The sequence below is a fragment of the Chromohalobacter sp. 296-RDG genome (genome assembly GCF_029889885.1).
Lineage (GTDB): Bacteria > Pseudomonadota > Gammaproteobacteria > Pseudomonadales > Halomonadaceae > Chromohalobacter.
This window is the reverse complement of record NZ_JARANY010000043.1, coordinates 1-21,576: the sequence shown is the minus strand read 5'-3', so window position 1 is coordinate 21,576 and position 21,576 is coordinate 1. Positions and strand designations below refer to the sequence as shown.

At 61.2% G+C, this 21,576-nt stretch carries 18 protein-coding genes and 1 pseudogene; 17 read left to right on the top strand and 2 right to left on the bottom strand.

Annotated elements, in window-relative coordinates; genetic code table 11:
• The 5 genes and pseudogenes from OP495_RS13160 to ugpC form a co-directional block, all read left to right on the top strand.
• Positions 1-95, top strand: a pseudogene (locus OP495_RS13160) (keto-deoxy-phosphogluconate aldolase); the annotation flags it as partial.
• A gap of 211 nt (positions 96-306) precedes the next feature.
• Entirely contained in the window at positions 307-1,623 is a 1,317-nt protein-coding gene (ugpB, locus tag OP495_RS13155) for a sn-glycerol-3-phosphate ABC transporter substrate-binding protein UgpB (protein ID WP_280569847.1), read from the top strand.
• Positions 1,624-1,691: 68 nt separating this feature from the next.
• Complete coding sequence (gene ugpA, locus OP495_RS13150; protein ID WP_280563316.1) at positions 1,692-2,567, top strand: sn-glycerol-3-phosphate ABC transporter permease UgpA; 876 nt, start codon at positions 1,692-1,694, stop codon at positions 2,565-2,567.
• A complete protein-coding gene (ugpE, locus tag OP495_RS13145) occupies positions 2,567-3,412 on the top strand; it encodes a sn-glycerol-3-phosphate ABC transporter permease UgpE (RefSeq protein ID WP_280563315.1) in 846 nt (281 codons plus the stop codon). Before ugpA ends, ugpE begins: the two co-directional genes overlap by 1 nt.
• Positions 3,413-3,484: 72 nt before the next feature.
• Positions 3,485-4,597: a sn-glycerol-3-phosphate ABC transporter ATP-binding protein UgpC gene (ugpC, locus tag OP495_RS13140; protein WP_280569844.1), complete on the top strand. Its 1,113-nt coding sequence runs from the start codon at positions 3,485-3,487 to the stop codon at positions 4,595-4,597.
• Here the strand turns inward: ugpC and OP495_RS13135 are convergent.
• The gene (locus OP495_RS13135; protein ID WP_280563312.1) at positions 4,591-5,523 is read right to left on the bottom strand and encodes a glyoxylate/hydroxypyruvate reductase A; all 933 of its coding nucleotides are present in this window, start codon (positions 5,521-5,523) and stop codon (positions 4,591-4,593) included. The two genes, ugpC and OP495_RS13135, sit on opposite strands and share 7 nt — an antisense overlap.
• Before the next feature lie 63 nt (positions 5,524-5,586).
• Positions 5,587-6,990 (bottom strand): PLP-dependent aminotransferase family protein, encoded by a 1,404-nt coding sequence (locus tag OP495_RS13130; RefSeq protein ID WP_280569841.1) that lies wholly within the window; start codon positions 6,988-6,990, stop codon positions 5,587-5,589.
• A gap of 182 nt (positions 6,991-7,172) precedes the next feature.
• Here OP495_RS13130 and doeA point away from each other — a divergent pair, with 182 nt between their 5' ends.
• The 12 genes from doeA to OP495_RS13070 all read left to right on the top strand — a co-directional run.
• Complete coding sequence (gene doeA, locus OP495_RS13125) at positions 7,173-8,372, top strand: ectoine hydrolase DoeA (RefSeq protein ID WP_280563310.1); 1,200 nt, start codon at positions 7,173-7,175, stop codon at positions 8,370-8,372.
• Positions 8,373-8,403: 31 nt separating this feature from the next.
• Positions 8,404-9,420, top strand: a complete 1,017-nt coding sequence (doeB, locus tag OP495_RS13120; RefSeq protein WP_280569839.1) for a N(2)-acetyl-L-2,4-diaminobutanoate deacetylase DoeB — start codon at positions 8,404-8,406, stop codon at positions 9,418-9,420.
• Positions 9,421-9,439: 19 nt separating this feature from the next.
• Positions 9,440-9,916 carry an Lrp/AsnC family transcriptional regulator gene (locus OP495_RS13115; RefSeq protein WP_280563308.1) on the top strand — a complete coding sequence of 159 codons (477 nt, stop codon included), beginning with the start codon at positions 9,440-9,442 and terminating at the stop codon, positions 9,914-9,916.
• A gap of 93 nt (positions 9,917-10,009) precedes the next feature.
• On the top strand, positions 10,010-10,789 hold the full coding sequence (locus tag OP495_RS13110) for a formate dehydrogenase accessory sulfurtransferase FdhD (protein ID WP_280569837.1): 780 nt from the start codon (positions 10,010-10,012) through the stop codon (positions 10,787-10,789).
• Between the two features lie 95 nt (positions 10,790-10,884).
• Positions 10,885-13,311 (top strand): FdhF/YdeP family oxidoreductase, encoded by a 2,427-nt coding sequence (locus OP495_RS13105; protein ID WP_280569834.1) that lies wholly within the window; start codon positions 10,885-10,887, stop codon positions 13,309-13,311.
• Between the two features lie 195 nt (positions 13,312-13,506).
• The gene (locus OP495_RS13100; protein ID WP_280563305.1) at positions 13,507-14,163 is read left to right on the top strand and encodes a hypothetical protein; all 657 of its coding nucleotides are present in this window, start codon (positions 13,507-13,509) and stop codon (positions 14,161-14,163) included.
• Between the two features lie 244 nt (positions 14,164-14,407).
• Positions 14,408-15,877, top strand: coding sequence for an NAD-dependent succinate-semialdehyde dehydrogenase (locus OP495_RS13095; protein ID WP_280563304.1), 1,470 nt, complete (start codon positions 14,408-14,410; stop codon positions 15,875-15,877).
• 105 nt (positions 15,878-15,982) lie between these two features.
• A complete protein-coding gene (locus OP495_RS13090; protein ID WP_280569831.1) occupies positions 15,983-17,389 on the top strand; it encodes an aspartate aminotransferase family protein in 1,407 nt (468 codons plus the stop codon).
• Positions 17,390-17,491: 102 nt separating this feature from the next.
• Positions 17,492-18,487: a hydroxyectoine utilization dehydratase EutB gene (gene eutB / locus OP495_RS13085; protein WP_280569829.1), complete on the top strand. Its 996-nt coding sequence runs from the start codon at positions 17,492-17,494 to the stop codon at positions 18,485-18,487.
• Positions 18,488-18,547: 60 nt separating this feature from the next.
• The gene (locus OP495_RS13080; protein WP_280569828.1) at positions 18,548-19,507 is read left to right on the top strand and encodes a cyclodeaminase; all 960 of its coding nucleotides are present in this window, start codon (positions 18,548-18,550) and stop codon (positions 19,505-19,507) included.
• A gap of 119 nt (positions 19,508-19,626) precedes the next feature.
• Entirely contained in the window at positions 19,627-21,177 is a 1,551-nt protein-coding gene (locus OP495_RS13075; RefSeq protein WP_280569826.1) for an alkaline phosphatase D family protein, read from the top strand.
• Positions 21,178-21,250: 73 nt separating this feature from the next.
• On the top strand, positions 21,251-21,576 hold a 326-nt coding region (locus OP495_RS13070), incomplete at its 3' end, for an exopolysaccharide biosynthesis protein (RefSeq protein ID WP_280569824.1).

The window sequence follows — 21,576 nt, the reverse complement described above, 5'->3', positions numbered from 1 at the left end:
GCTCATGGCTGACGCCCAGCGATCTGGTCGAGAACGAAGACTGGGACAGCATTCGCGAACTGGCGCGCAAGGCCGCCGAACGCTTTCATCACTAACGCTTTATCAGGACGACTTGCTATCAAGCAGGCAACCGTTTCTCTCTCGACAGCTGATGCTGTTCTTCCGACCCGCCGTTTGGCGGGTCTTTTTTTGCTTCACGCACGTTAGCGGGATGGCGTCGATGATCTGACGTCATTTAATTGAAAGATTCCTGGCCTAGTCTGGCGCAAGTGGCGTCGATCCCCTGTACTGGACAAGGAGCTTTTCATGCAACGTGCTTTCCTGCTTTCTTCTCTTGGCATCACGCTGGCCTTGGGAGCCTGCGCGAGTAGCGCTCAGGCCAATACCGAGATTACCTGGTGGCATGCCATGGGGGGCGCACTGGGCGATAAGGTCGACCAGATCGCGGCCAGTTTCAATGCCAGCCAGGATGAATATGTCGTCAGTCCAGTCTTCAAGGGTAACTATACCGAAACCATGACCTCGGCGATCGCCGCCTTCCGAGCGGGCAAGGCGCCGGAGATCGTGCAGATCTACGAGGTGGGTACTGCGACCATGATGAGTGCCAAAGGCGCCATCGTGCCGGTTTACCAGTTGATGGCGAATGCCAATGTCGATTTTGACCCGAACGCCTATTTACCAGCAGTGACGGGATACTATACCGATCCCGAAGGACGCATGCTGTCCATGCCTTTCAACTCCTCTACGCCGGTTACTTATGTCAATCGGGATATTCTGGAAAAGGCCGGGATCGATGAGTTGCCCGATACATGGCAGGGGCTAGGCAAGGTGCTCGAAAAGGTGGTCGATTCCGGTGCAGCAGAATGCGGTCTGACCACCACTTGGCCATCCTGGGTGATGCTCGAGAATTACTCGGCACGCAACGACATTCCCTTTGCTAGCCAAGCGAACGGTTTCGAAGGGTTGGATGCGCGGCTGAAATTCAACCAAACCGCCGTGGTCGACCATGTTCAGCGTCTCAGGAAATGGCAGCAAGACGAGCGCTTCGAGTTCGGTGGTCGCAAGGATGAGGCTGCTCCCAAGTTTTATTCTGGCGAGTGCGCCATGATGATGGCTTCTTCTGCCTCCTACGCCGGGGTAAGTGAGAATGCCAGCTTTGATTTCGGTGTCGCACCACTGCCTTATGACGCCGACGTGATCGACACGCCCAACAATACCATCATCGGCGGGGCCTCGCTGTGGGTACTCAACGGCGCCACAGCGGCCCAGAAGAAGGGCATCGCCGCATTCTTCGAGTACCTTTCCACGCCCGAGGTGCAGGCCGACTGGCACCAGTTCACCGGGTATCTGCCGATCACCGAGGCGGCCGCCGAGCTGACCCGTGAGCAAGGCTTCTATGCCAATAATCCAGGTACCGAGGTGGCGATCCAGCAGATGACCGGCTCTGCACCTACCGAGAATTCCAAGGGGCTGCGACTGGGCAACATGGTGCAGATCCGGGACGTCATTAATGGTGCGTTGGAGAAGATCTTCGCTGGCGAAGTCGGTGTGCAGGCAGGTCTCGACCGAGCAGTCGAAGAGGGTAATGCCCTACTGGATGAATTCCAGGACGCCAATAGCTGATTCGCTGGTCACCCCCGTCCGTCACCGGTTAGTGCCGGTAGCGGGCGGGTGTGTCATGGAGATATCGCATGGCCTACTTTCAACGCTCTCCTCTCACGCCCTGGTTGCTGCTGGCACCACAGTTGATCATCGTGAGTGTGTTCTTTTTCTGGCCGGCATGGCAGGCGGTACAGCAGGCGTTCTATATCGAGGATGCTTTCGGTCTGTCGCAGCAATTTGCTGGCCTGTCCAACTTTATTGCTGTGCTCAGTAATCCGGATTACTACAGCGTCATATGGACCACGGTCGTGTTCTCGTTGTCGGTGGCGCTAGGTGCTATGAGCATTGCTCTATTTTTGGCGGTGCTTGCCGATCGCGTTATCAAGGGTGCGAGTACCTATAAGACGTTTCTGATCTGGCCTTATGCAGTGGCACCGGCGGTGGCGGGAGTGTTATGGCTTTTTCTATTCGATCCCTCGCTAGGGTTGGTAACTGCCCTGTTGGAACGCCTGGGTATCGAGTGGAATCACAACCTCGACGGTGGTCAAGCGTTGTTGTTGGTTATCCTGGCATCCGTATGGAAGCAGATGAGTTACAACTTCGTATTCTTCTTGGCCGGGTTGCAAGCGATTCCCAAGAGTTTGTTGGAAGCAGCGGCCATTGACGGTGCCAATCCCATGCGTCGTTTTTGGACCATTGTCTTTCCGCTGTTGTCACCAACGAGTTTCTTCTTGCTGGTCATGAACAGCATTTATGCCTTCTTCGAGACGTTCGGAACCATCGATACCGTGACCTCGGGTGGACCGGGGAGTGCGACGACGACGCTAGTCTACAAGATCTATCAGGATGGTTTCGTGGGTCAGAATCTCGGTACTAGCGCAGCTCAATCAGTGTTGTTGATGATGCTGGTGGGAGGGCTGACATTCATTCAATTTCGTTTCGTCGAACGTCGAGTACAGTACTGATGCGCTATCAACGCCTAGGGCTGGATCTGGTCAGCCATCTATTGCTGGCGGCAGGGTGTGGCCTGTTCTTCCTGCCGGTGTGGCTGGCCTTTACGGCAAGCACGCACTCGATGAGCGATCTTTACACGCATATTGCGCCTCTATGGGTGGGCGATGTTGGCCTGGACAATTATGCGCAATTGTTAAGCGAGCCGGTCAATGGTTTGAAGACCGGAATGCTCCGACTTCTATTCAACTCATTGGTAATGGCGACCGGCATTGCCGTGGGCAAGATCGTGATTTCCGTGTTGGCGGCTTATGCCATCGTATTCTTTCGCTTTCCTTTTCGTCGCTTATGTTTCTGGCTGATTTTCATCACGCTGATGTTGCCGGTAGAGGTGCGTATTCTGCCGACCTACGAAGTGGTCGCGAACCTTCATATGCTCGATAGCTATTCGGGGTTGATCCTGCCGTTGATCGCCAGTGCGACGGCAACGTTTCTCCTGCGTCAATTCTATCTGACGATTCCCCCCGAGCTGGTTGAAGCTGCGCGTATCGATGGCGCGGGCCCCTGGCGTTTCTTGAAGGACATTTTGTTGCCACTGTCGAAGACCAATCTCGCGGCACTGTTCGTGATCATGTTCATTTATGGCTGGAATCAGTATCTATGGCCGCTGCTGATCACTACCGATGCCAATTACATGACCGTGGTGGTTAGTCTCAAGCGCATGCTGACTACGGGGGACGCTTTGGTCCCTTGGCAGGATGTCACGGCGACGGCAATACTCGCCATGGGCCCTCCTGTCCTGGTGATCCTGCTTCTACAGCGCTACTTCGTCAAAGGGCTGGTCGACGCCGAAAAGTAAGGCGGCACTATAGCGACTAACGTGAATTAGCGACTAGCGTGAATTCGAACAGAATCAATGAGATAACGACCTATGGCTATCCTGCATTTGACGCGCCTCAAGAAGCGCTACCCCAATGGTTTTATCGCCCTGCATGGGATCGATCTGTCGGTGACCGAGGGGGAGTTGATCGTCATCGTCGGGCCTTCGGGATGTGGCAAGTCGACCTTGCTGAGGACGTTGGCGGGGTTGGAGTCGATCAGCGATGGCGAGCTTACGATCAACGGTCGGCGCGTCAACGAGCTGGAGCCTGCCGAACGCGATATCGCCATGGTCTTCCAGAACTATGCGCTCTACCCGCACATGAGCGTGGCCGGGAACATGGGCTATGCCCTGAAAAATCGTGGCGTTCCCAAGGACGAGATCCGTCGTCGCGTGGCGGCGACCGCCGAGCTGCTGGGTCTCGGCGAGTTACTCGAGCGGCGTCCGAGGCAGCTATCCGGCGGACAGCGTCAGCGTGTCGCGATGGGGCGGGCGATCGTGCGTGAGCCGCAAGTCTTTCTCTTTGACGAGCCGCTTTCCAACCTCGATGCCAAGCTGCGCGTGCAGATGCGTCTGGAAATCCGGCATCTTCAGAAGCGACTTGGAATCACCTCGGTCTACGTCACGCACGATCAGGTCGAGGCGATGACCCTGGCGGACCGTCTGGTCGTGATGAACGGCGGGCATGTCGAGCAATGTGGAACGCCGATGGCGCTCTACGCAGAGCCGGCGACACGCTTCGTGGCCAGTTTTCTCGGTTCGCCGGCGATGAATTTCCTGCCCGTGACGATCCACCAGGGAGGGGTGGTGCTGCCCAATGGCACACCGTTGGCGCTGCCTGTGGACATACCCGAAGGACGGGCGGCGACCCTTGGCATTCGCCCGGAACATCTTCTCGAGGCGACATCTACGCAGAATGCAGGCGTGATCCTGGAGGTGACGATCGAGATGCTCGAACCGCTGGGGGCGGATATGTTGGCCTACACACGTTTGCCTGGGCTCGAGGAATGGTTGGTGGTGCGCCTGGACGGCGCGCACGCCGCCCGCGAGGGGCAGCGTTTGTCACTCACGTTTTCACCGGCGTATTGCCATGTCTTCGACGCCGACGGGATGCGCGTTTCCATGACCGAGGCAGCCGATGCCAAGGCGCGGGCGGTTCAATAGCCGGCATTGGGGTCGACGGTGTCGATGGCTTCCCCGGCCTGCATGGCGGTGAGGGCCTTGGCGACCTGGTCGGCGGCTTCGTCGATGGGGGTCGGGCCGGCCATGTGCGGGGTAATCCATAGGCGTGGATGCTGCCACAGCGGACTATCGTCGGGCAGTGGCTCCGTGGGAAAGGCATCGAGCAAGGCGCCACGCAGTCGGCCGTTTTCGTCCTCGCCGGTACCCAGCGCTTCGAGTAATGCGGCCTCGTCTATCAGCGTACCGCGTCCGGGGTTGATGAGGCTGGCGCCGTCGGGTAACGCGGCCAGGGCGTCGCGGTCGATGATGCCGCGTGTGGAAGGCGTATCCGGGAGCAGCGTGACCAGGCTGTGGACCTTGCCGAGCAGGGTCTGGAGGCCATCATCGCCGTGATGGCAAGTGATGCCCTTGAAGGCCTTGGGCGAGCGACTCCAGCCGTGCACTGGGTAGCCGTCGGCGGCGAGCTGGCGGGCCACATGGCGGCCGATGGCACCCAGCCCGAGAATGCCGATGCTCCATTCGCGCTTGGGCGTGAGCGCGTGTTCGCGCCAGGTGGTGTGATGCTGCTGGCGACGGTAGCGGTCGAAGTCGCGCTGAAAATGCAGCACGCCATAGCGTACGTAGTCGGCAATCAGCTCGCCCATTCCGGCATCGCGCAGCTTGACGATGGGGATGTCCCGGGGAAGTGCGGGGTTGTTGAGCAACGCATCCACGCCAGCGCCGAGATTGACGATGCCCTTCAGCGCTGGCTGGGCCTCGAAGAGCGATGCCGGTGGTTTCCATGCCGCGAGATAGTCAGCCTGGAAATCGCTCGTTTCGTCACTGATGGCGAACTCCGCCGAGGGTAAACGCGAAGCGAGCCTGTCTTTCCAGAGCGCGGCGTCGTCGGCATGGATCAAAATGCGCATGAAGTCCTCATGGGGTAGTCGTGGATGATGAATGAGAGGCGTCGTTGATGCGCGCCTATCGCGCTATACGATTTGTAGCATCGGTGGCGGTGCCTCGCCGAGCAAACGCCCGAGAATCGTCAATCCCTGATCGAAGCGTTCGAGATCGTTTTCGCCACCCAGGCTCAAGCGAATACGCCGGGGTGCAGGGCCCTGATCGACCATGAACGACTGCGCCGTAGAAATTGCCAAGCCCTCTTGCAGTGCCTGTTGCTGCAGTTCCTCTGCGCGCCATGCCCCGGGCAGGGCCAGCCAGATATGCATGCCCGTAGGACGCGCGGTCATGGCGTGGCCCGCGAGGCGTGTGCGGGTCAGCTGCTGGCGCTCGGCAAGCAGATGCCGCTGCTCGTTGGCCAGGGCGTCGACGGTACCATCGGCCAGCCAACGGTCGGCGATCTCGAAGACCAGCGGCGTAGCCATCCAACTGGTGGCGCGCAGTCGGGGCAGGGTGTGGTGCAGCTGTCCGCGCGGCACGCTGAGATAACCGGCGCGCAGGCCCGAAACGGTGGCCCTGGTCAGGCTGGTGATATGAAAGCTCTGGCGCGGTAGACGCGCGGTCAGCGGGCTCAATCCGGGGGGCTCGAGCAGGGCGTGCACGTCGTCCTCGATCAACCAGGTACCGTGTCGTGCCAGCACCTCGGCCACGGCATCGCGCCGTGTGTTGTCCATGGTCGCGCCGGTGGGGTTGAGCTGCGTGGGCGTCAGGCACACGGCACGCGGTCTGTAACGCTGGCATGCGGCGTCGAGGGCGTCGGGAATCACTCCTTGTTCGTCGATGGCTACACCGCGCAGTTGCAAGCCCAGCGTGCGTGACAAAGCGATCAAGCCGTGGTCAGTGAGCGCCTCGGTCAACACCACATCGCCATGCTGCACCAGCGTGGCGATGGCCAACATCACACCGTGGGCGGCGCCATTGCACAGCACTCGGTCGTCGGGCGTGCCGGGCACGCCGAGCGTGTCGTGTAGCCATTGGCTGGCGCGCTCGCGCTGGTGGTGCAGTCCCGCGATGGGGCGGCAGGCATCGATGACATCGGGATGTGCGCTGTCCGCTACGTCGCGAAGCGTTTCGCGAAAGCGTAGATGATGCCCGGGTGGGCAGATCGGGTGGGCAATGGAAAGATCCACTGGGGAGACGTCCATGGCCATGTTGGCGCTGCGTAGGTACTCGGCCTCCTGGCCGTCGTCGAGACTGTTGATCCAGGTGCCGCTACCCACGCGGGCTTGCACCAGGCCCATCTTTTCCGCCTGGGCGTAGGCACGCGAGACGGTTTGCACGCTCACCGCCAATGTCTCTGCAAGGCAGCGGTGTGGCGGCAGGCGCGTACCGGGCGTGAGCTCGCCCTGGTGAATGGCCTCGGCGAGTGCTCGGGCGATGGCCAGATACTTGGGCCCATGGGCCGGTAGATAGGGTTTCAGGTCAATTGTCATGACACAATAAAGCCTTTGACGGCAAGCAGCGCGTGAATGCTAGTATCGCTGACAACGCATTGATCGACAATTGTACTGATTTCTTCCTTCCTTGTGTCAGTACGATTTATTTCATCGAATGCAGGGTCCTGCCTCCCGTCCGGGAGATCAGGGATGAGCAATTCTATCGGGCGAGTGGTGCCATGTCTGAGGTTTCCCTGCCTTTCACTCGTGAGGAATACGCCAGCCGTCTGCACAAGGTGCGTTCGGCCATGGCCCATCGAGGGATCGACGTTCTGATCGTCAGCGATCCATCCAACATGGCGTGGTTGACGGGGTACGATGGTTGGTCCTTTTATGTGCATCAGTGCGTGTTACTCGGCTTGGAAGGCGAGCCGGTCTGGTATGGGCGCCGCATGGATGCCAACGGGGCGCTACGTACCTGCTGGATCCATCCGGAGAACATTACCTATTACCCGGATTATTACGTTCAAAATCCCGATATGCATCCCATGGAGTACCTGGCGCAGTCGATCCTCCCGGATCGTGGCTGGCACGAGGGGACCATCGGCATGGAGATGGATAACTACTACTTTTCCGCCAAGGCGTATGTGAGTCTCATACACCAGTTACCGCATGCACGTTTCGCAGATGCCAATTCGCTGGTCAACTGGTGCCGGATAATCAAGTCGCCGCAGGAAATCGAGTACATGCGCATTGCGGCGCGGATTGTCGAGGGCATGCATTCGCGTATCCTCGAGGTCATTCAGCCGGGGGTGCCCAAGAGCAAGGTGGTGTCCGAGATCTACCGCGTGGGCATCGAGGGCTGGGCCGATCCGCAAGGGCGTGTCTTCGGTGGCGACTATCCGGCCATCGTGCCCATGTTGCCGACCGGTGCGGATGCCGCTGCGCCGCACCTGACCTGGGATGACACCCCGTTTCGCAAGGGCGAGGGTACCTTCTTCGAAATCGCCGGTGTGTATCGTCGCTATCACGCGCCGTTGTCGCGTACTGTGTTCCTGGGCACGCCGCCGCGCCAGTTCCTGCGCGCCGAGTCGGCATTGCTCGAGGGTATCGACAACGGTCTGGCGGTGGCCAAGCCAGGTAATCGTGCCGCCGATATCGCCATGGCGCTGGGTACGGCGATGGACAAGTATGGCTTCGACCGTGGCGGGGCGCGCTGCGGCTATTCCATCGGCATCAGTTACCCGCCGGATTGGGGCGAGCGCAATGTGAGTCTGCGTCCCTCCGATGACACCATTCTCGAGCCGGGGATGACGTTTCATTTCATGCCGGGCCTCTGGGAAGACGACTGGGGCCTGGAGATCACCGAAAGCATTCTGATTACCGAAACTGGTTGCGAGACACTGGCCAACTTTCCACGCCAGTTGTTCGTGTGCTGAGCCGTGGGATGCGAGACGAGGAGAAAATGACATGAGCAAGCGACCCAGCCCGGTGTCACCTACGGTCGATTTCGAGGCCGACGGCATTCAGCACGGCTTTTTCAAACTGCCGATCTCCACCGATGAGTCGGCCTGGGGCGCGGTGATGATTCCGGTGACCGTGATCAACAACGGCGCGGGACCCACGGCGCTGCTCACTGCTGGCAACCACGGTGATGAATACGAAGGCATCACGGCGCTTCTCAAACTCAGTAATACGCTGCGCGCCGAAGACGTACGCGGCCGCGTCATCATCGTGCCGATCATGAACGTGCCCGCCGCCACTGCTGGCAAGCGCACCTCGGGGCTGGATGGCGGCAATCTCAATCGTAGTTTTCCTGGCGACCCGGATGGCGGTGTCACCGAGCAGATCGCCGATTACTTCACGCGTGAACTGGTGCCGATGTGCGACGTGGCGCTGGATCTGCATTCCGGCGGCCGCACGCTGGATATCCTGCCCTTCGCTGCGGCGCACCGCCTCGACGATCGTACCCAGGAAGCGCAAAGCCTTGCTGGCGCGGTTTCCTTTGGTGCGCCGGTGGCGATGATGATGTTCGAACTCGACGCCACCAAGCTCTACGACACCGCCGTGGAATCTCAGGGCAAGACCTTCGTGACCACCGAGTTGGGCGGCGGCGGCACGACGACACCGGAGCGCATGGCCATCGCCGAACGCGGCGTACGCAACTTCCTGATTCACTACGGGCTAATCGACGGCACACTGGAAACGCCCGCCGAGCCACAGGTGTACGTGGATATGCCCGATGCGTCCTGCTACGTACAGAGCGAGCATAATGGTCTGCTGGAGCTGGTATTTTCCTTGGGCGAGAGCGTGCGGCGCGGTGATGTGATCGCACGGATCTATGATATGACGCGCACCGGTAGCGAGCCGGTCGTCTACCATGCCCAGCGCGATGGCGTGCTGGTGGCGCGGCGCTTCCCGGCGCAGGTGAACATGGGCGATACGATTGCGGTGATCGCAGAAGTCGTCGATAGTCTCGAGCGTTGAAGATGGGTCGCCACATCACATGAAACTCGACCGCTACGACCTCAAGATTCTCGATATCCTGGCGCGCGACGGGCGCATCACCAAGTCGAAACTGGCCGAGGCGATCAACCTTTCGGTCAGTCCCTGCTGGGAGCGCGTGCGACGCCTGGAAAAAGCCGGCGTCATCGAAGGCTATGGCGCCCGCCTCAATCCGTCTCTGGTGGTCAAGCGTACGCCGGTCTGGGTGCAGATCGAGCTTGCGAATCATCAGGCGGCGAGTTTCGCGCGTTTCGAGAAAGCCGTCGCCGAGACGCCGGAGGTGACCGAGTGCGTCGCGGTGGGTGGCGGTGTCGACTACCTGGTCAAGTTCGAAACCGACTCTATCGATGCCTATCAGCGCACGATCGATGCCTGGCTGATGGATGGCCTGGGGATCGAACGCTACTTCACCTATATCGTCACCAAGACCGTGAAACGCACAGCGCCACCGTTGGAATTGAACGACGACGCTTCGTAGCACGTCAGGCGTCGTCTATGGCCATTGATTGATGTCGTCTGGGTGCTAGGGTAGTAATACTCTGTGGCCTCATTTTCGCAATGGGATATTTACATGCCGTCAGAAGTGGTGACACCGCATTCATTTTCCGCTGCCGCTCACTATGACGACCAGCGCGACCGGCCCTTGCGGACGCTCGATGGCCCGCAGGAACAGCCGCTGACCCTGTCGCTCAACGATACCGCCATGGTGACCTTGCTGGCGACGCCAGAGGTTCTCGAATCCCTGGCGCTGGGACATGCTTTCACAGCGGGCTGGATCGAGCGCGCCGAGCAGGTCGAGGACATTCAGCTATCGCGGCTGCGTCACGGCCTGCTGGTGCGGCTGGCGGTTTCGTCGCAGACTGAAGCGCGCGCCGCTGGTTTGCAACGCGCCGGGGCCTCGGTGTCGAGCTGCGGTGCCTGCGGGGTGGCCGAGGAGTCGCAGTTGATGCAGGGGCTGAGGCGTTTGCCGGCGTGCACGCCCCTGGCACCCGAGGCCTTGATGCGCGGTGTGGAGAGTCTACAGCGCCACGCACGTGCCGGATTGCATATGGCGCTGGCCCTCGATAGCGATGGCGGGGTATTGTCACGCGGCGTGGATATCGGACGCCACAACGCCTTGGACCGAGTCATCGGCGAAGGATTGGGACAGGGCGAAATGCCGGCGGCGGTGTTGCTTTCCAGTCGCTGTAGCATGGAGCTGGTGCAGAAGACCGTGCGTGCCGGTATCGCCACCCTGGCCACTTTGTCGTTGCCCTCGGCCCTGGCAGTGGAAATTGCACGTGCCTGCGACCTCAACTTGATCTGTTGTCATCGCGGTCGGCATCTCGAACGCCTGAGTGGCGCGGCATAGCCTGCGAGTTCTGCACGCTCCGTTTCCCGGGTATTCACCACGTTCATTGCGTCATTTTTCCTCTATTTTTCACCCACTACGTCATCGAGGGTGCCATGGCTTCCCATCAACAGACTCCGTTACCCGACGACCGCGAGTCGAATCCGGCAAACGAGGTCGGGGAGCGTCTCCCCGAGGCGGACACGACCCTGACCCAAGCCCCGAGCATCGAATCCTACACCGGTCCGGCCGGTGGCTGGGGCGCGATGCAAAGCGTGGGGCGTCACCTCAAGCGTAGCCAGGCGCCGCTCAAAGGCGCGCGGGCATTGCTGTCCACCAACCAGCCGCATGGCTTCGATTGCCCGGGCTGCGCGTGGGGCGATCCATTGCACGGTTCGTCGTTCGAGTTCTGCGAAAATGGCGTCAAGGCGGTGGCCTGGGAAAGCACCAAGAAGCGCGTCACGCGGCGTTTCTTCGAGCGCCATACGCTGAGCGAGCTGCGTGGTTGGGATGATTTTCGCCTCGAGGACCAGGGCCGGCTCACCGAACCCATGCGTTACGATGCGGCCAGTGACCGCTATGTTCCCATCGACTGGGAGTCTGCCTTCGCGCTGATCGCCGAACACTTGGCGGCGTTACCCGATCCCGACCGGGCGCTGTTCTATACCTCGGGACGCGCCAGCAACGAAGCGGCGTATCTGTATCAGTTATTCGTGCGCCTCTACGGCACCAACAATTTCCCCGATTGCTCGAACATGTGCCATGAGGCGAGTGGCGTGGGCATGCAGGCTAGTCTCGGTGTGGGGAAGGGCACCGTTCAACTGGAGGATTTCGAGCACGCTGATACCATCCTTGTCTTCGGTCAGAATCCCGGCACCAATCATCCCCGGATGCTCGGTGACTTGCGGCGTGCGGCGGAGCGAGGGGCGCGTATCGTCAGCTTCAATCCGCTCAAGGAGCGTGGTCTGGAGCGTTTCGCCGATCCTCAGAACAAACGCGAGATGCTGACCCAGGGTAGTCATCGTATTTCCTCGCATTATTATCAACCCAAGATGGGCGGCGACATGGCGGCGGCACGCGGGATTGCCAAGGCCTTGTTCGCGCTCGAGGCCGGAGGGCACTTCACGCCGGATCGTGCCTTCATCGAGTCGCACACCGCCGGCTATGAGCAATGGCGGGCTCAGGTCGAGGCCACGCCGTGGGTGGATATCGAGGATCAGGCCGGCCTGCCGCGCACTCAGATCGAGGAGGTGGCCGACATCGTTGCCCGTGCCGAGCGCATGATCATCACCTGGGCGATGGGCATTACCCAGCATGAGCATTCGGTGGACACCGTTCGCGAGTTGGTCAACCTGCTGTTGTTGGGGGGCCACATCGGGCGCCCCGGCGCGGGGCCGTGTCCGGTACGCGGTCACTCCAACGTGCAGGGTGACCGCACCATGGGCATCGACGAGAAGGCGCCCACGCGGCTGATCGATGCTCTGGAGGCTCGTTATGGTGAAACAAGCGGCGTAACCATGCCGCGCACGCCGGGTCTCAACACCGTGGGTGCCATTCGCGCGCTGGAACTGGGCGAGGCCGATGTCTTCATTGGCCTGGGAGGCAACTTCACCCGGGCCACGCCGGATAGCCAACGCACCGAGCGTGCCTTCCGACGCCTGGGACTCAATGTTCAGATCAGCACCAAGCTCAACCGTAGCCACCTGATCACCGGTGGTGATGCGTTGATCCTGCCGTGCCTGGGCCGCACCGAGATCGATCGTCAAGGCGAGGCGGGCGCATCTCAGCAGGTCAGCGTCGAAGACTCGATGTCGATGGTCCACGGCAGTGCCGGTATTCATGCGCCGGCTTCCGAGTGGCTACGCTCAGAGCCGGCGATCATTGCAGGGATCGCCGAGGCCACGTTGGCGCGGGTACTGCCGCATCGAGGGGTCGACACGGACGTGGTCGATTGGGCCGCGATGGTGGCCGATTACGACCGCATTCGCGACGAGATCGAGGCAGTCATTCCCGGTTTCGGGAACTTCAATGCGCGTCTGCAGCAGGCAGGAGGCTTCTGGCTGGAGAACGTCGCCAGTCAACGCCGCTTCAATACGTCATCCGGTCGGGCCACGTTCTGTGCCTCGCCGCTGCCCGAGGCGGTGATGCACCAACGCCTGCACGCACGCCGCGATGACGGCTGGCTGACACTGCAGACGCTGCGCAGCCACGATCAGTACAACACCACCGTTTACGGTTACGACGACCGTTACCGAGGCGTCAAGGGCCAGCGGCGGGTGGTGTTCGTCAATCCCGCAGACCTCACACGACTGGGGCTCGCAAGCGACCAGTGGGTCGATCTGGTAGGGCTCGATCACGAGGGTGCGCCTCGTCGCGCCCCGGCATTCAGGATCGTCGCCTACGAGACCCCCGAAGGCTGCGCCGCCGCTTACTATCCTGAAACCAATGCGTTGGTACCCTTGGAAAGCGTCGGTGTGGGTACCGATACACCCACCTCCAAGGCGGTCGCGGTACGCCTGGAGCTGAGTCAGCGGATTGTCTGATGCGCTGGCAATACGTGCCGTACGACCAAAGTTGAGACGCATGGCCGGTGTCGCGGCGCTATACTGTTAAATACTACATAAGCGTCGCCACATAAGCTGGTATTACATAAAACATTCGGACGACGCCTTTAACGCCCCTCCTACATCTAGGGGGCACGCCGCTCAACTCAACGGGATCGCCCGGGAGGTGCCGTCATGGAACTCTTCATCCAGACTGCATTGGGGTTTCCTTTCGTCTTTTTCCTCGGTTTGCTGGTACTGGTGGCAGTCTACTGGTTGCTGGTCGGGCTGCGCGTCATACGCGTCTCATGTTTCGACCATGACAGCCTGCGTGACGACCATCTCGCCAGTACCTTGATTTCCCTGGGCTTTGCAGGTGTGCCGGCGTCATTCGCGCTGAGTGCCTTGATCGTCACCGCCACGCCCATCGCATTCGCATTGAGTTTGGTACTGCAATGGCTGCCGCTAGGGTTGGTGCGTTTGCCGCTGGGCTTTCTGGCTATCTGGGCAGCGTTCGCGCTGGCGTCATCGCCGAGTGTCGCCGCGTGTCATGCCCTGGCTCGGCGTTTCCACCATTCACGTCGGGCTTCTCCGCGCTGGCTTCTGGGAGAAACCGTCATCGTGCGCGAGGCCAGCGACAATGAAGGGCGCTGCCAGGCGGCGCTGGAAAACGACTCGGACGTGGTCGTGACTCTGCATGGCAAAGGGGCGAGTTGTTCCGCCGGTGAGCGCCGCGTACTGGTGAAGCATGTCGCCCGTGAAAACGTTTACCGTGCGGTACCCGCCGAGGAATATCTGGACGCCCATGCGCGCCTGCGCAAGCTGCATTTACTGCCGCGTCACGATATCTAAGCGCTTCACGCCCGCCGCTGCCCTTGCTTGCGGCGGTGGGACGTAGGAAAAGGGCGCGCAGAAAAAAAAGCCCTTACCAGCGCGTGACTCGAAAAAAACCGGTGTCGATCCCCCCTCCAGACAAAAACTCTTCCGCCTTGCGCTGCTTTATCCTGTAGGCATTGGATGAACGTCATCCGCCACGACCTATCCGGGCCAGATGTTAGTCGACCCAGGCCCGGTTCGTTTTCGGGAGAAGTAGCGCATGAAACTCAACGACCCGCGTCTATTGCGCCAGTACGCTTATATCGAGGGTAAATGGACACACGGCGACGCCGGTCGCGAAGAAGCGGTCGTCGATCCCGCCACGGGCGAGGTGCTGGGCCACATTCCCTGGCTCGAGGCTCCGCAATTACGGGAGGCAGTGGATGCCGCAGATACTGCCTTCGCCCAGTGGCGAGCGTTGCGTGCCGATGAGCGTGCCGAGCGTCTTCAGGCGTGGTATAACCTGCTGATCGAGCACCGTGAAGATCTGGCGGTCATCATGACGCGCGAGCAAGGCAAGCCGCTACCCGATTCACGCGGCGAGATCGAATACGGTGCCAGCTTCATCAAGTGGTTCGCCGAGGAGGGCAAGCGCACCTTCGGACAGACCATTCCCAGTCACATCCCCAACGCCGCCCTGGGTTCGCTCAAGGAGCCGGTGGGGGTGGCGGCATTGATCACGCCCTGGAACTTTCCGCTAGCGATGATTACGCGCAAGGCCGGTGCCGCGCTGGCCGCCGGCTGCACGGTCATTGTCAAGCCGGCCGGCGAGACGCCGTTCTCGGCCCTGGCGCTGGCGGAACTCGCCGAACGCGCCGAGATTCCTGCCGGGGTTTTCAATGTGGTGCTGGGCGAACCCGCCGAGGTGTCCAAGCTGTTGTGCGAAGAAGAACGCGTCAAGGCGTTGTCGTTCACCGGCTCCACGCGCGTCGGGCGGCTGTTGCTGGAGCAGTCTGCCAATAGCGTCAAGCGTGTCTCGCTGGAACTGGGTGGCAATGCGCCGTTCATCGTCGGCCCTGACATGGACCCCGCCGAGGCCGCGCGTGCTGCAGTCGCCGCCAAGTTTCAGACTGGCGGGCAAGATTGCCTGGCCGCCAACCGGATCCTGGTGCACGAGTCGATCCATGACGAGTTCGTCGAGCAGTTCGTCGCTTGCATGGAAACGCTCAAGGTCGGCAACGGCTTGGTGACCAATATCGATATCGGGCCACTGATTCATCAGCAGGCGGTGGAGAAAGCGTCGAGCATCGTCGATGACGCCATGTCGCGCGGCGCGACGCTGGTGCATGGCGATCAGTCCATGGCGCCGGGGCCTAATTTCTTCATGCCCACGTTGCTCACTGGCGTGACGCCCTACATGAAGGCCTGGCGCGAGGAGAGCTTCTCGCCGGTGGCGGGAGTGACCGCCTACAAGGATGACGATGAGGTCATCAAACTGGCCAACGATACCGAGTACGGCCTGGCGGCCTATGTCTATACCCACGACATTCGCCGTATCTGGAAGCTCCTGCGTGCCCTGGAGTACGGCATGGTGGCGATCAACTCGGTGAAGATGACCGGTCCGCCAGTACCCTTCGGTGGCGTCAAGCAATCCGGCCTCGGCCGCGAAGGCGGCACCGCCGGCATCGAAGAGTATCTGGAGACCAAGTTTTATTGTCTGGGGGCCATGGGCTCTGTCTCCGGGAGCTAGGTTCCTGCCCACGAGCCACGAGCGAAAAAAGTGCTCGTGGCTTAATAAGTCGTGTTTGACGTTAGGTTTTATCGGCGTGAGCCGAGACAGTGATGGGAGAATGATATGAGTCAGCATCAGGACCTGATCGATCGCGATCGCCAGGTTACTTTCCATGCGTCCACGCATTTGCGCGATTTCGCGCATGGCGATGCGCCGGGGCGGGTTATCACCGGTGGTCAGGGCATCAATATCGTTGACAAGGACGGCCGCGAGTTCATCGACGGTTTCGCCGGCCTTTATTGCGTCAATATCGGTTATGGCCGCACTGAAGTCGCCGAGGCGATCCATCACCAGGCGCTGGAGCTGGCGTACTATCACACCTATGTCGGCCATTCGAACGAGCCGCAGATACAGCTTTCCGAGAAGATCCTCGAGCTGGCCGGGCCGGGCATGTCCAAGGTTTACTACGGCATGTCCGGCTCTGATACCAATGAGACGCAGCTCAAGATCGTGCGCTATTACAACAACGTGCGTGGCCTGCCGCAGAAGAAGAAAGTGATCTCGCGGCAGCGCGGGTACCATGGCTCGGGCATCGCTTCGGGCTCGTTGACCGGGCTCAAGGCGTTTCACGATCATTTCGACCTGCCCATCGACGGTATTCTGCATACCGAGGCGCCGTACTATCACCATCGAGCTGCCGAACAGGAGGGCATGAGCGAGCGCGAGTTTTCCCAGCATTGCGCGGCCAAGCTAGAGGAGATGATCCTCGCCGAAGGCCCGGACACCGTGGCGGCCTTCATCGGCGAGCCTGTGCTGGGCACCGGTGGTATCGTGCCGCCGCCCGAGGGCTATTGGGAGGCGATTCAGGCGGTCCTGAACAAGTATGATGTGCTGCTGATCGCCGATGAAGTGGTGTGCGGTTTCGGACGCATCGGCACCGATTTCGGCAGCCATCACTATGCCATCAAGCCTGATCTGATCACCATCGCCAAGGGCCTCACCAGTGCCTATCAGCCATTGTCTGGGGTCATCGTCGGCGATCGCGTGTGGCAGGTGCTGGAGCAGGGCGCCGGTGAATACGGCCCCATCGGCCACGGCTGGACCTATTCGGGCCATGCGCTGGGTTGTGCGGCAGGGCTTGCCAATCTGGCTATCATCGAGCGCGAAGGATTGACCGCCAACGCCGCCGAGACCGGCGCTTATCTGCAGCAGCAAATGCAGCAGACATTCGGCGGGCATCCACTGGTGGGGAACGTACGTGGTGTGGGCATGCTGGCGGCGCTGGAATTTTCGCCGGATCCGGCTCGTCGAGCGTTTTTCGATCCCGCCCTCAAGATCGGCCCGCGCGTGAGTGCCGCCGCGTTGAGCGAAAACCTGATCGCACGTGCCATGCCGCAAGGTGACATTCTCGGTTTCGCACCGCCGTTGGTGACGACTCGCGATGAAGTCGACGACATCGTCTCGCGTGCCAAGCATGCCGTCGATAAGGTGACCGACGAGTTGTCTCGTTCGGGAGACTTGAAGGCCTGAATGGATCCCGCCATCCTCGCTGTGGAGGCGTTCGCTTCCACGGCGTTGTCGTTTACCTCGCCTGACATCCCGAGAGCGTCCGATACCTCGATGGGAGGTCGTATGTCCGATGCCCAGTCCGCCATTAATCTCGCCTCGATCTATGCCGCGCGCGCCCGCCTGCAAGGGCAGGTCGCGCGTACGCCATTGGTGCGTTCGCAGGTGTTGTCGCGGCGCTTCGAAGCCGACGTGTTCCTCAAGCTGGAAACCAGCCAGCCCACGGGGGCGTTCAAGTTGCGCGGTGCGACCAACATGATCGCCGCGTTGATCGAACGCGACGGACGCGAAGCGTTGGCGCACGGCGTGACCACGGCCTCGACGGGTAATCATGGCCGGGCCGTGGCCCACGCTGCGTACCAGTTGGGGATCCCCGCCGTCATCTGTCTGTCGCGGCTGGTGCCCGACAACAAGGCCGCAGCCATCGAGGCCCTGGGTGCCGAGGTGCGGCGAGTCGGGGAGAGCCAGGACGACGCCTTCGACGAGGTCGAGCGTCTGGTAACCTCGGGCATGACGGCGATCCCGCCTTTCGACGACTCGTTGATCGTGAGTGGGCAGGGCACCATCGGACTCGAGTTGATGGAGGATCAGCCTGCGCTCGACCGAGTCCTCATCGGACTTTCCGGCGGCGGCTTGTTGGGCGGCATTGGCGCAGCGGTGAAGGCGATTCGCCCGGCGACGCAGGTGACCGGCATCAGCCTCTCCCAAGGCGCGGCGATGTGGGAAAGCCTCCAGGCCGGGCATCCAGTCAACGTGGCGGAGGTCGAGAGTCTCGGCGATTCGCTGGGCGGCGGCATCGGCCTCGATAATCGCTGCACCTTCGCGCTGGTGCGCGAGGTGATGGATGACCATTACCAGGTCTCGGAACCCGCTATCGCCCGCGCCATGATCGACTTGCTCGACACCGAGAAAATGCTGGTCGAAGGCGCGGCGGCCGTGGGGTTGGCAGCGCTCGACGAACATGACCTCGACATTCGCGGGCAGCGCGTGGCATTGATCGTTTCCGGCAATGGCGTGGCGCTGGAAACGTTTGACCGCGCCCGGGCGTTGGCGGGAGCCTGATACGCCTCCCTACTTTTTACTTCCCTTCTTCATTCTTCTCTCTTGCGTCTGGAGGACGTCATGCAGCTCCATCAACGCGAAGCTATCGAAGCCGCCGTTCAGCTGGATATGGATGCCTTGACCGTCATCGAAGCGGGATTCGCGGCCCTGGGGCGTGGTGAGGCCGTGCAGCCGCCGATTCTGTCGATGGCCATCGAGGAAGCCAATGGCGAGGTCGACGTCAAAACCGCGCACATTCGCGGTTTCGAGCGCTTCGCCATCAAGGTGAGCTCAGGGTTTTTCGACAATCCCAAGCAGGGGCTGCCCAGCCTCAGCGGGCTAATGATGATGTTCTCGGCCCATACTGGGCTGGTGGATGCCGTGCTCTTCGACGAAGGCTACCTGACGGCGGTGCGCACGGCACTCGCGGGAGCGCTTTCCGCCAAGTACCTGGCGCGTGACAACAGCCGTCGCGTGGCGGTGCTGGGGGCAGGAGAACAGGCTGAATTGCAGATCGATGCCCTGCGTCTGGTGCGAGACATCGAGACCGTCGATGTCTGGGCGCGTCGGCGCGAGGCTGCCGAGTCCTATGCCGAACGGCTGCGCCAGCGCGACCTGACGGTCAACGTTCATGACGATGTCCACGCGACGTGTCGTGAGGCGGATATCATCGTCACTGCGACGCCCTCGACGACACCGATTCTCGAGGCTGCCGATCTCCCCGAGGGCGTACATGTCACGGCGATGGGCTCCGATAGTCCGGACAAGCGCGAGCTCGACGATAGCGTGATGACGCGTGCCGATGCCTTCGTCTGCGATACCCGCGCGCAAAGCGAGCACAACGGTGAGCTCAAGGCCTTCGTCAAGTCCGTCGGCACGGCGGCCAACGTTCCGTTCAAAGTCTTCGAGCTCGGCCAGGTGATCGATCGGAAACTGACGCTACGCCTTTCTGGTGCCAGCATCACCGTATGCGATCTTACCGGTACCGGCGTGCAGGATACGGCGATTGCCGATTACGCCCTGCAGCGATTGGAAGCCTGAGCATCGCAGCACTGGTGCGACCTGAGGTGTCGTGCCACTCAATCGTCATGCGGTTGCCATGTCATCGTCATGCGTTCTTGAGATGCTGAGTGAATCATGGGCTCAGTGGAGAGTTGGCGATGCGATATTCCCGCCGTGATGTATTGGGATGGAGCGTCAAGGCTGGCGTGGCGTTAGGTACGACGGCGGTGGCACCGTCGATCGTGCTGGCCGAGTCACGTCGCCCGCAAGTGACCTCGGGGGTAATGAGCGGAGACATGCTGAGCGATCGGACTATGCTCTGGTCGCGCAGTGATCGCCCCGCGCGGATGTTCATCGAACTGGCCGACAATCCCGCGTTTCGTGGTGCCCGCCAGGTGCGGGGCCCCGAGGTACTGCCGAGCGATGGCTTGGTCGGCAAGTTGGACGTCGCGGGGCTCGGTGACATCGAGACGTTGCATTATCGCGTACGCTTCGCCGCGTTGGATGATCCGCGTGCCTTGAGCGAGCCGGTCGAGGGCCGTTTACGCTTGCCGCCGTCCCAGGCGCGCGATGTGCGCTTCGTGTGGTCCGGCGATACGGTCGGGCAAGGCTGGGGCATCGATGAATCGCGTGGCGGCATGACGATCTACGACACCATGCGCCGACAACACCCTGATTTCTTCATTCACTCCGGCGATACCGTCTATGCCGACGGCCCCCTAGAAGAAAGCGTGGCGCTGGCTAACGGTGAGACTTGGTGCAATCTGGTTACCCCGGCCAAGCGCAAGGTGGCGGAAACACTGGACGAGTATCGCGGCCAACATACTTACAATCTTCTGGATACCAACCTGCGTCGCTTCAATGCCGAAGTGCCCATGCTCGCGCAATGGGACGATCATGAGACGACCAACAACTGGTATCCCGGCGAGTGGCTCGAGGATGAGCGCTACACGGAAAAGAACGCCTCGCTACTGGCAGCTCGTGGCCGCCAGGCCTTTCTCGAGCACACGCCGCTGCGCCAGGAGCCGACATCGCCTGGACGTATTCATCGTCGGTTTGCGTATGGGCCGTCGCTGGAAATTTTCATGCTCGATATGCGCACCTACCGCGGTGCCAACAGCCGCAATCGACAGGCCGAGAGCTCCGCCCAGACGGCCTTTCTGGGGGAGGATCAGTTCGACTGGCTACACCGCTCGCTGAAGGCGTCCACGGCGACATGGAAGATCATCGCCTCGGACATGCCCATCGGCCTGGTGGTCAGCGATGGCGACGCGTATGAAGCCATCGCCAATGGCGACGCGGGCGGGCCATTGGGACGCGAACTCGAAATTGCCAGGCTCTTGCGGGCGATCCGCGATGACAAGATCAAAAACGTGGTATGGCTGACCGCGGACGTCCACTACACGGCGGCGCATCACTATTCACCCGAACGGGCCAGCTTCCAGGAATTCACGCCCTTCTGGGAATTCGTCAGCGGCCCGTTGCATGCCGGCACCTTCGGGCCCGGCGAGCTGGACACGACCTTCGGCCCCGAGGTGGTCTTTCAAAAAGCCCCGCCGGAAGGCGAGTCGAACCTGCCGCCGTCGTGGGGCTATCAATTCTTCGGCCAGGTCGATCTCGACGGCGAGAGCGAAGCGTTGACCGTGAGTCTGATGGATGCCGCCGGCAATACGCTGCATCGCAAGCAATTGATGCCGGAGACGACGTAGACGCTCCTTCTTCTCGGCAGAGTGTGCATGTCTTGCTACGCTGCAAGCTTGGCTCATGGAGGAGAGAGCACGCATGGCGGAAAGGCAGCAGGAGCTCGCGGGGTTGGATCATTTGCTCGAACGGATCGGGCAGGCGCCCCGTCGCGACGATGAGCGTGTCCAGCTTGACGACATGCTGATGGCGGTGGGGCAGGGGTCGTTTGGCTCATTACTGCTGGTGCCGGGGGTGATCACGCTGCTGCCGTTGGTGGGAGATATCCCCGGCGTTCCCACGTTGATGGCGATATGGGTCCTGCTGGTGGCGGGGCAGTTGCTGGTAGGGCGCCGCACGTTCTGGCTGCCTCGCTGGCTTTTGAAGCGCTCGGTCTCCTGCGCCAAGCTGGACAAGGCGGTGACCTG

Bases quoted from the DNA above. Each gene is read 5' to 3' on its own strand.
- doeB (WP_280569839.1), top strand. From the start codon at position 8,404: ATGAGCAAGCGACCCAGCCCGGTGTCACCTACGGTCGATTTCGAGGCC.
- OP495_RS13115 (WP_280563308.1), top strand. From the start codon at position 9,440: ATGAAACTCGACCGCTACGACCTCAAGATTCTCGATATCCTGGCGCGC.
- ugpA (WP_280563316.1), top strand. From the start codon at position 1,692: ATGGCCTACTTTCAACGCTCTCCTCTCACGCCCTGGTTGCTGCTGGCA.
- ugpC (WP_280569844.1), top strand. From the start codon at position 3,485: ATGGCTATCCTGCATTTGACGCGCCTCAAGAAGCGCTACCCCAATGGT.
- ugpB (WP_280569847.1), top strand. From the start codon at position 307: ATGCAACGTGCTTTCCTGCTTTCTTCTCTTGGCATCACGCTGGCCTTG.
- OP495_RS13075 (WP_280569826.1), top strand. From the start codon at position 19,627: ATGCGATATTCCCGCCGTGATGTATTGGGATGGAGCGTCAAGGCTGGC.
- OP495_RS13130 (WP_280569841.1), bottom strand. From the start codon at position 6,990: ATGACAATTGACCTGAAACCCTATCTACCGGCCCATGGGCCCAAGTAT.
- eutB (WP_280569829.1), top strand. From the start codon at position 17,492: ATGTCCGATGCCCAGTCCGCCATTAATCTCGCCTCGATCTATGCCGCG.
- OP495_RS13095 (WP_280563304.1), top strand. From the start codon at position 14,408: ATGAAACTCAACGACCCGCGTCTATTGCGCCAGTACGCTTATATCGAG.
- OP495_RS13105 (WP_280569834.1), top strand. From the start codon at position 10,885: ATGGCTTCCCATCAACAGACTCCGTTACCCGACGACCGCGAGTCGAAT.
- OP495_RS13110 (WP_280569837.1), top strand. From the start codon at position 10,010: ATGCCGTCAGAAGTGGTGACACCGCATTCATTTTCCGCTGCCGCTCAC.
- OP495_RS13100 (WP_280563305.1), top strand. From the start codon at position 13,507: ATGGAACTCTTCATCCAGACTGCATTGGGGTTTCCTTTCGTCTTTTTC.
- OP495_RS13135 (WP_280563312.1), bottom strand. From the start codon at position 5,523: ATGCGCATTTTGATCCATGCCGACGACGCCGCGCTCTGGAAAGACAGG.
- OP495_RS13080 (WP_280569828.1), top strand. From the start codon at position 18,548: ATGCAGCTCCATCAACGCGAAGCTATCGAAGCCGCCGTTCAGCTGGAT.
- doeA (WP_280563310.1), top strand. From the start codon at position 7,173: ATGTCTGAGGTTTCCCTGCCTTTCACTCGTGAGGAATACGCCAGCCGT.
- ugpE (WP_280563315.1), top strand. From the start codon at position 2,567: ATGCGCTATCAACGCCTAGGGCTGGATCTGGTCAGCCATCTATTGCTG.
- OP495_RS13090 (WP_280569831.1), top strand. From the start codon at position 15,983: ATGAGTCAGCATCAGGACCTGATCGATCGCGATCGCCAGGTTACTTTC.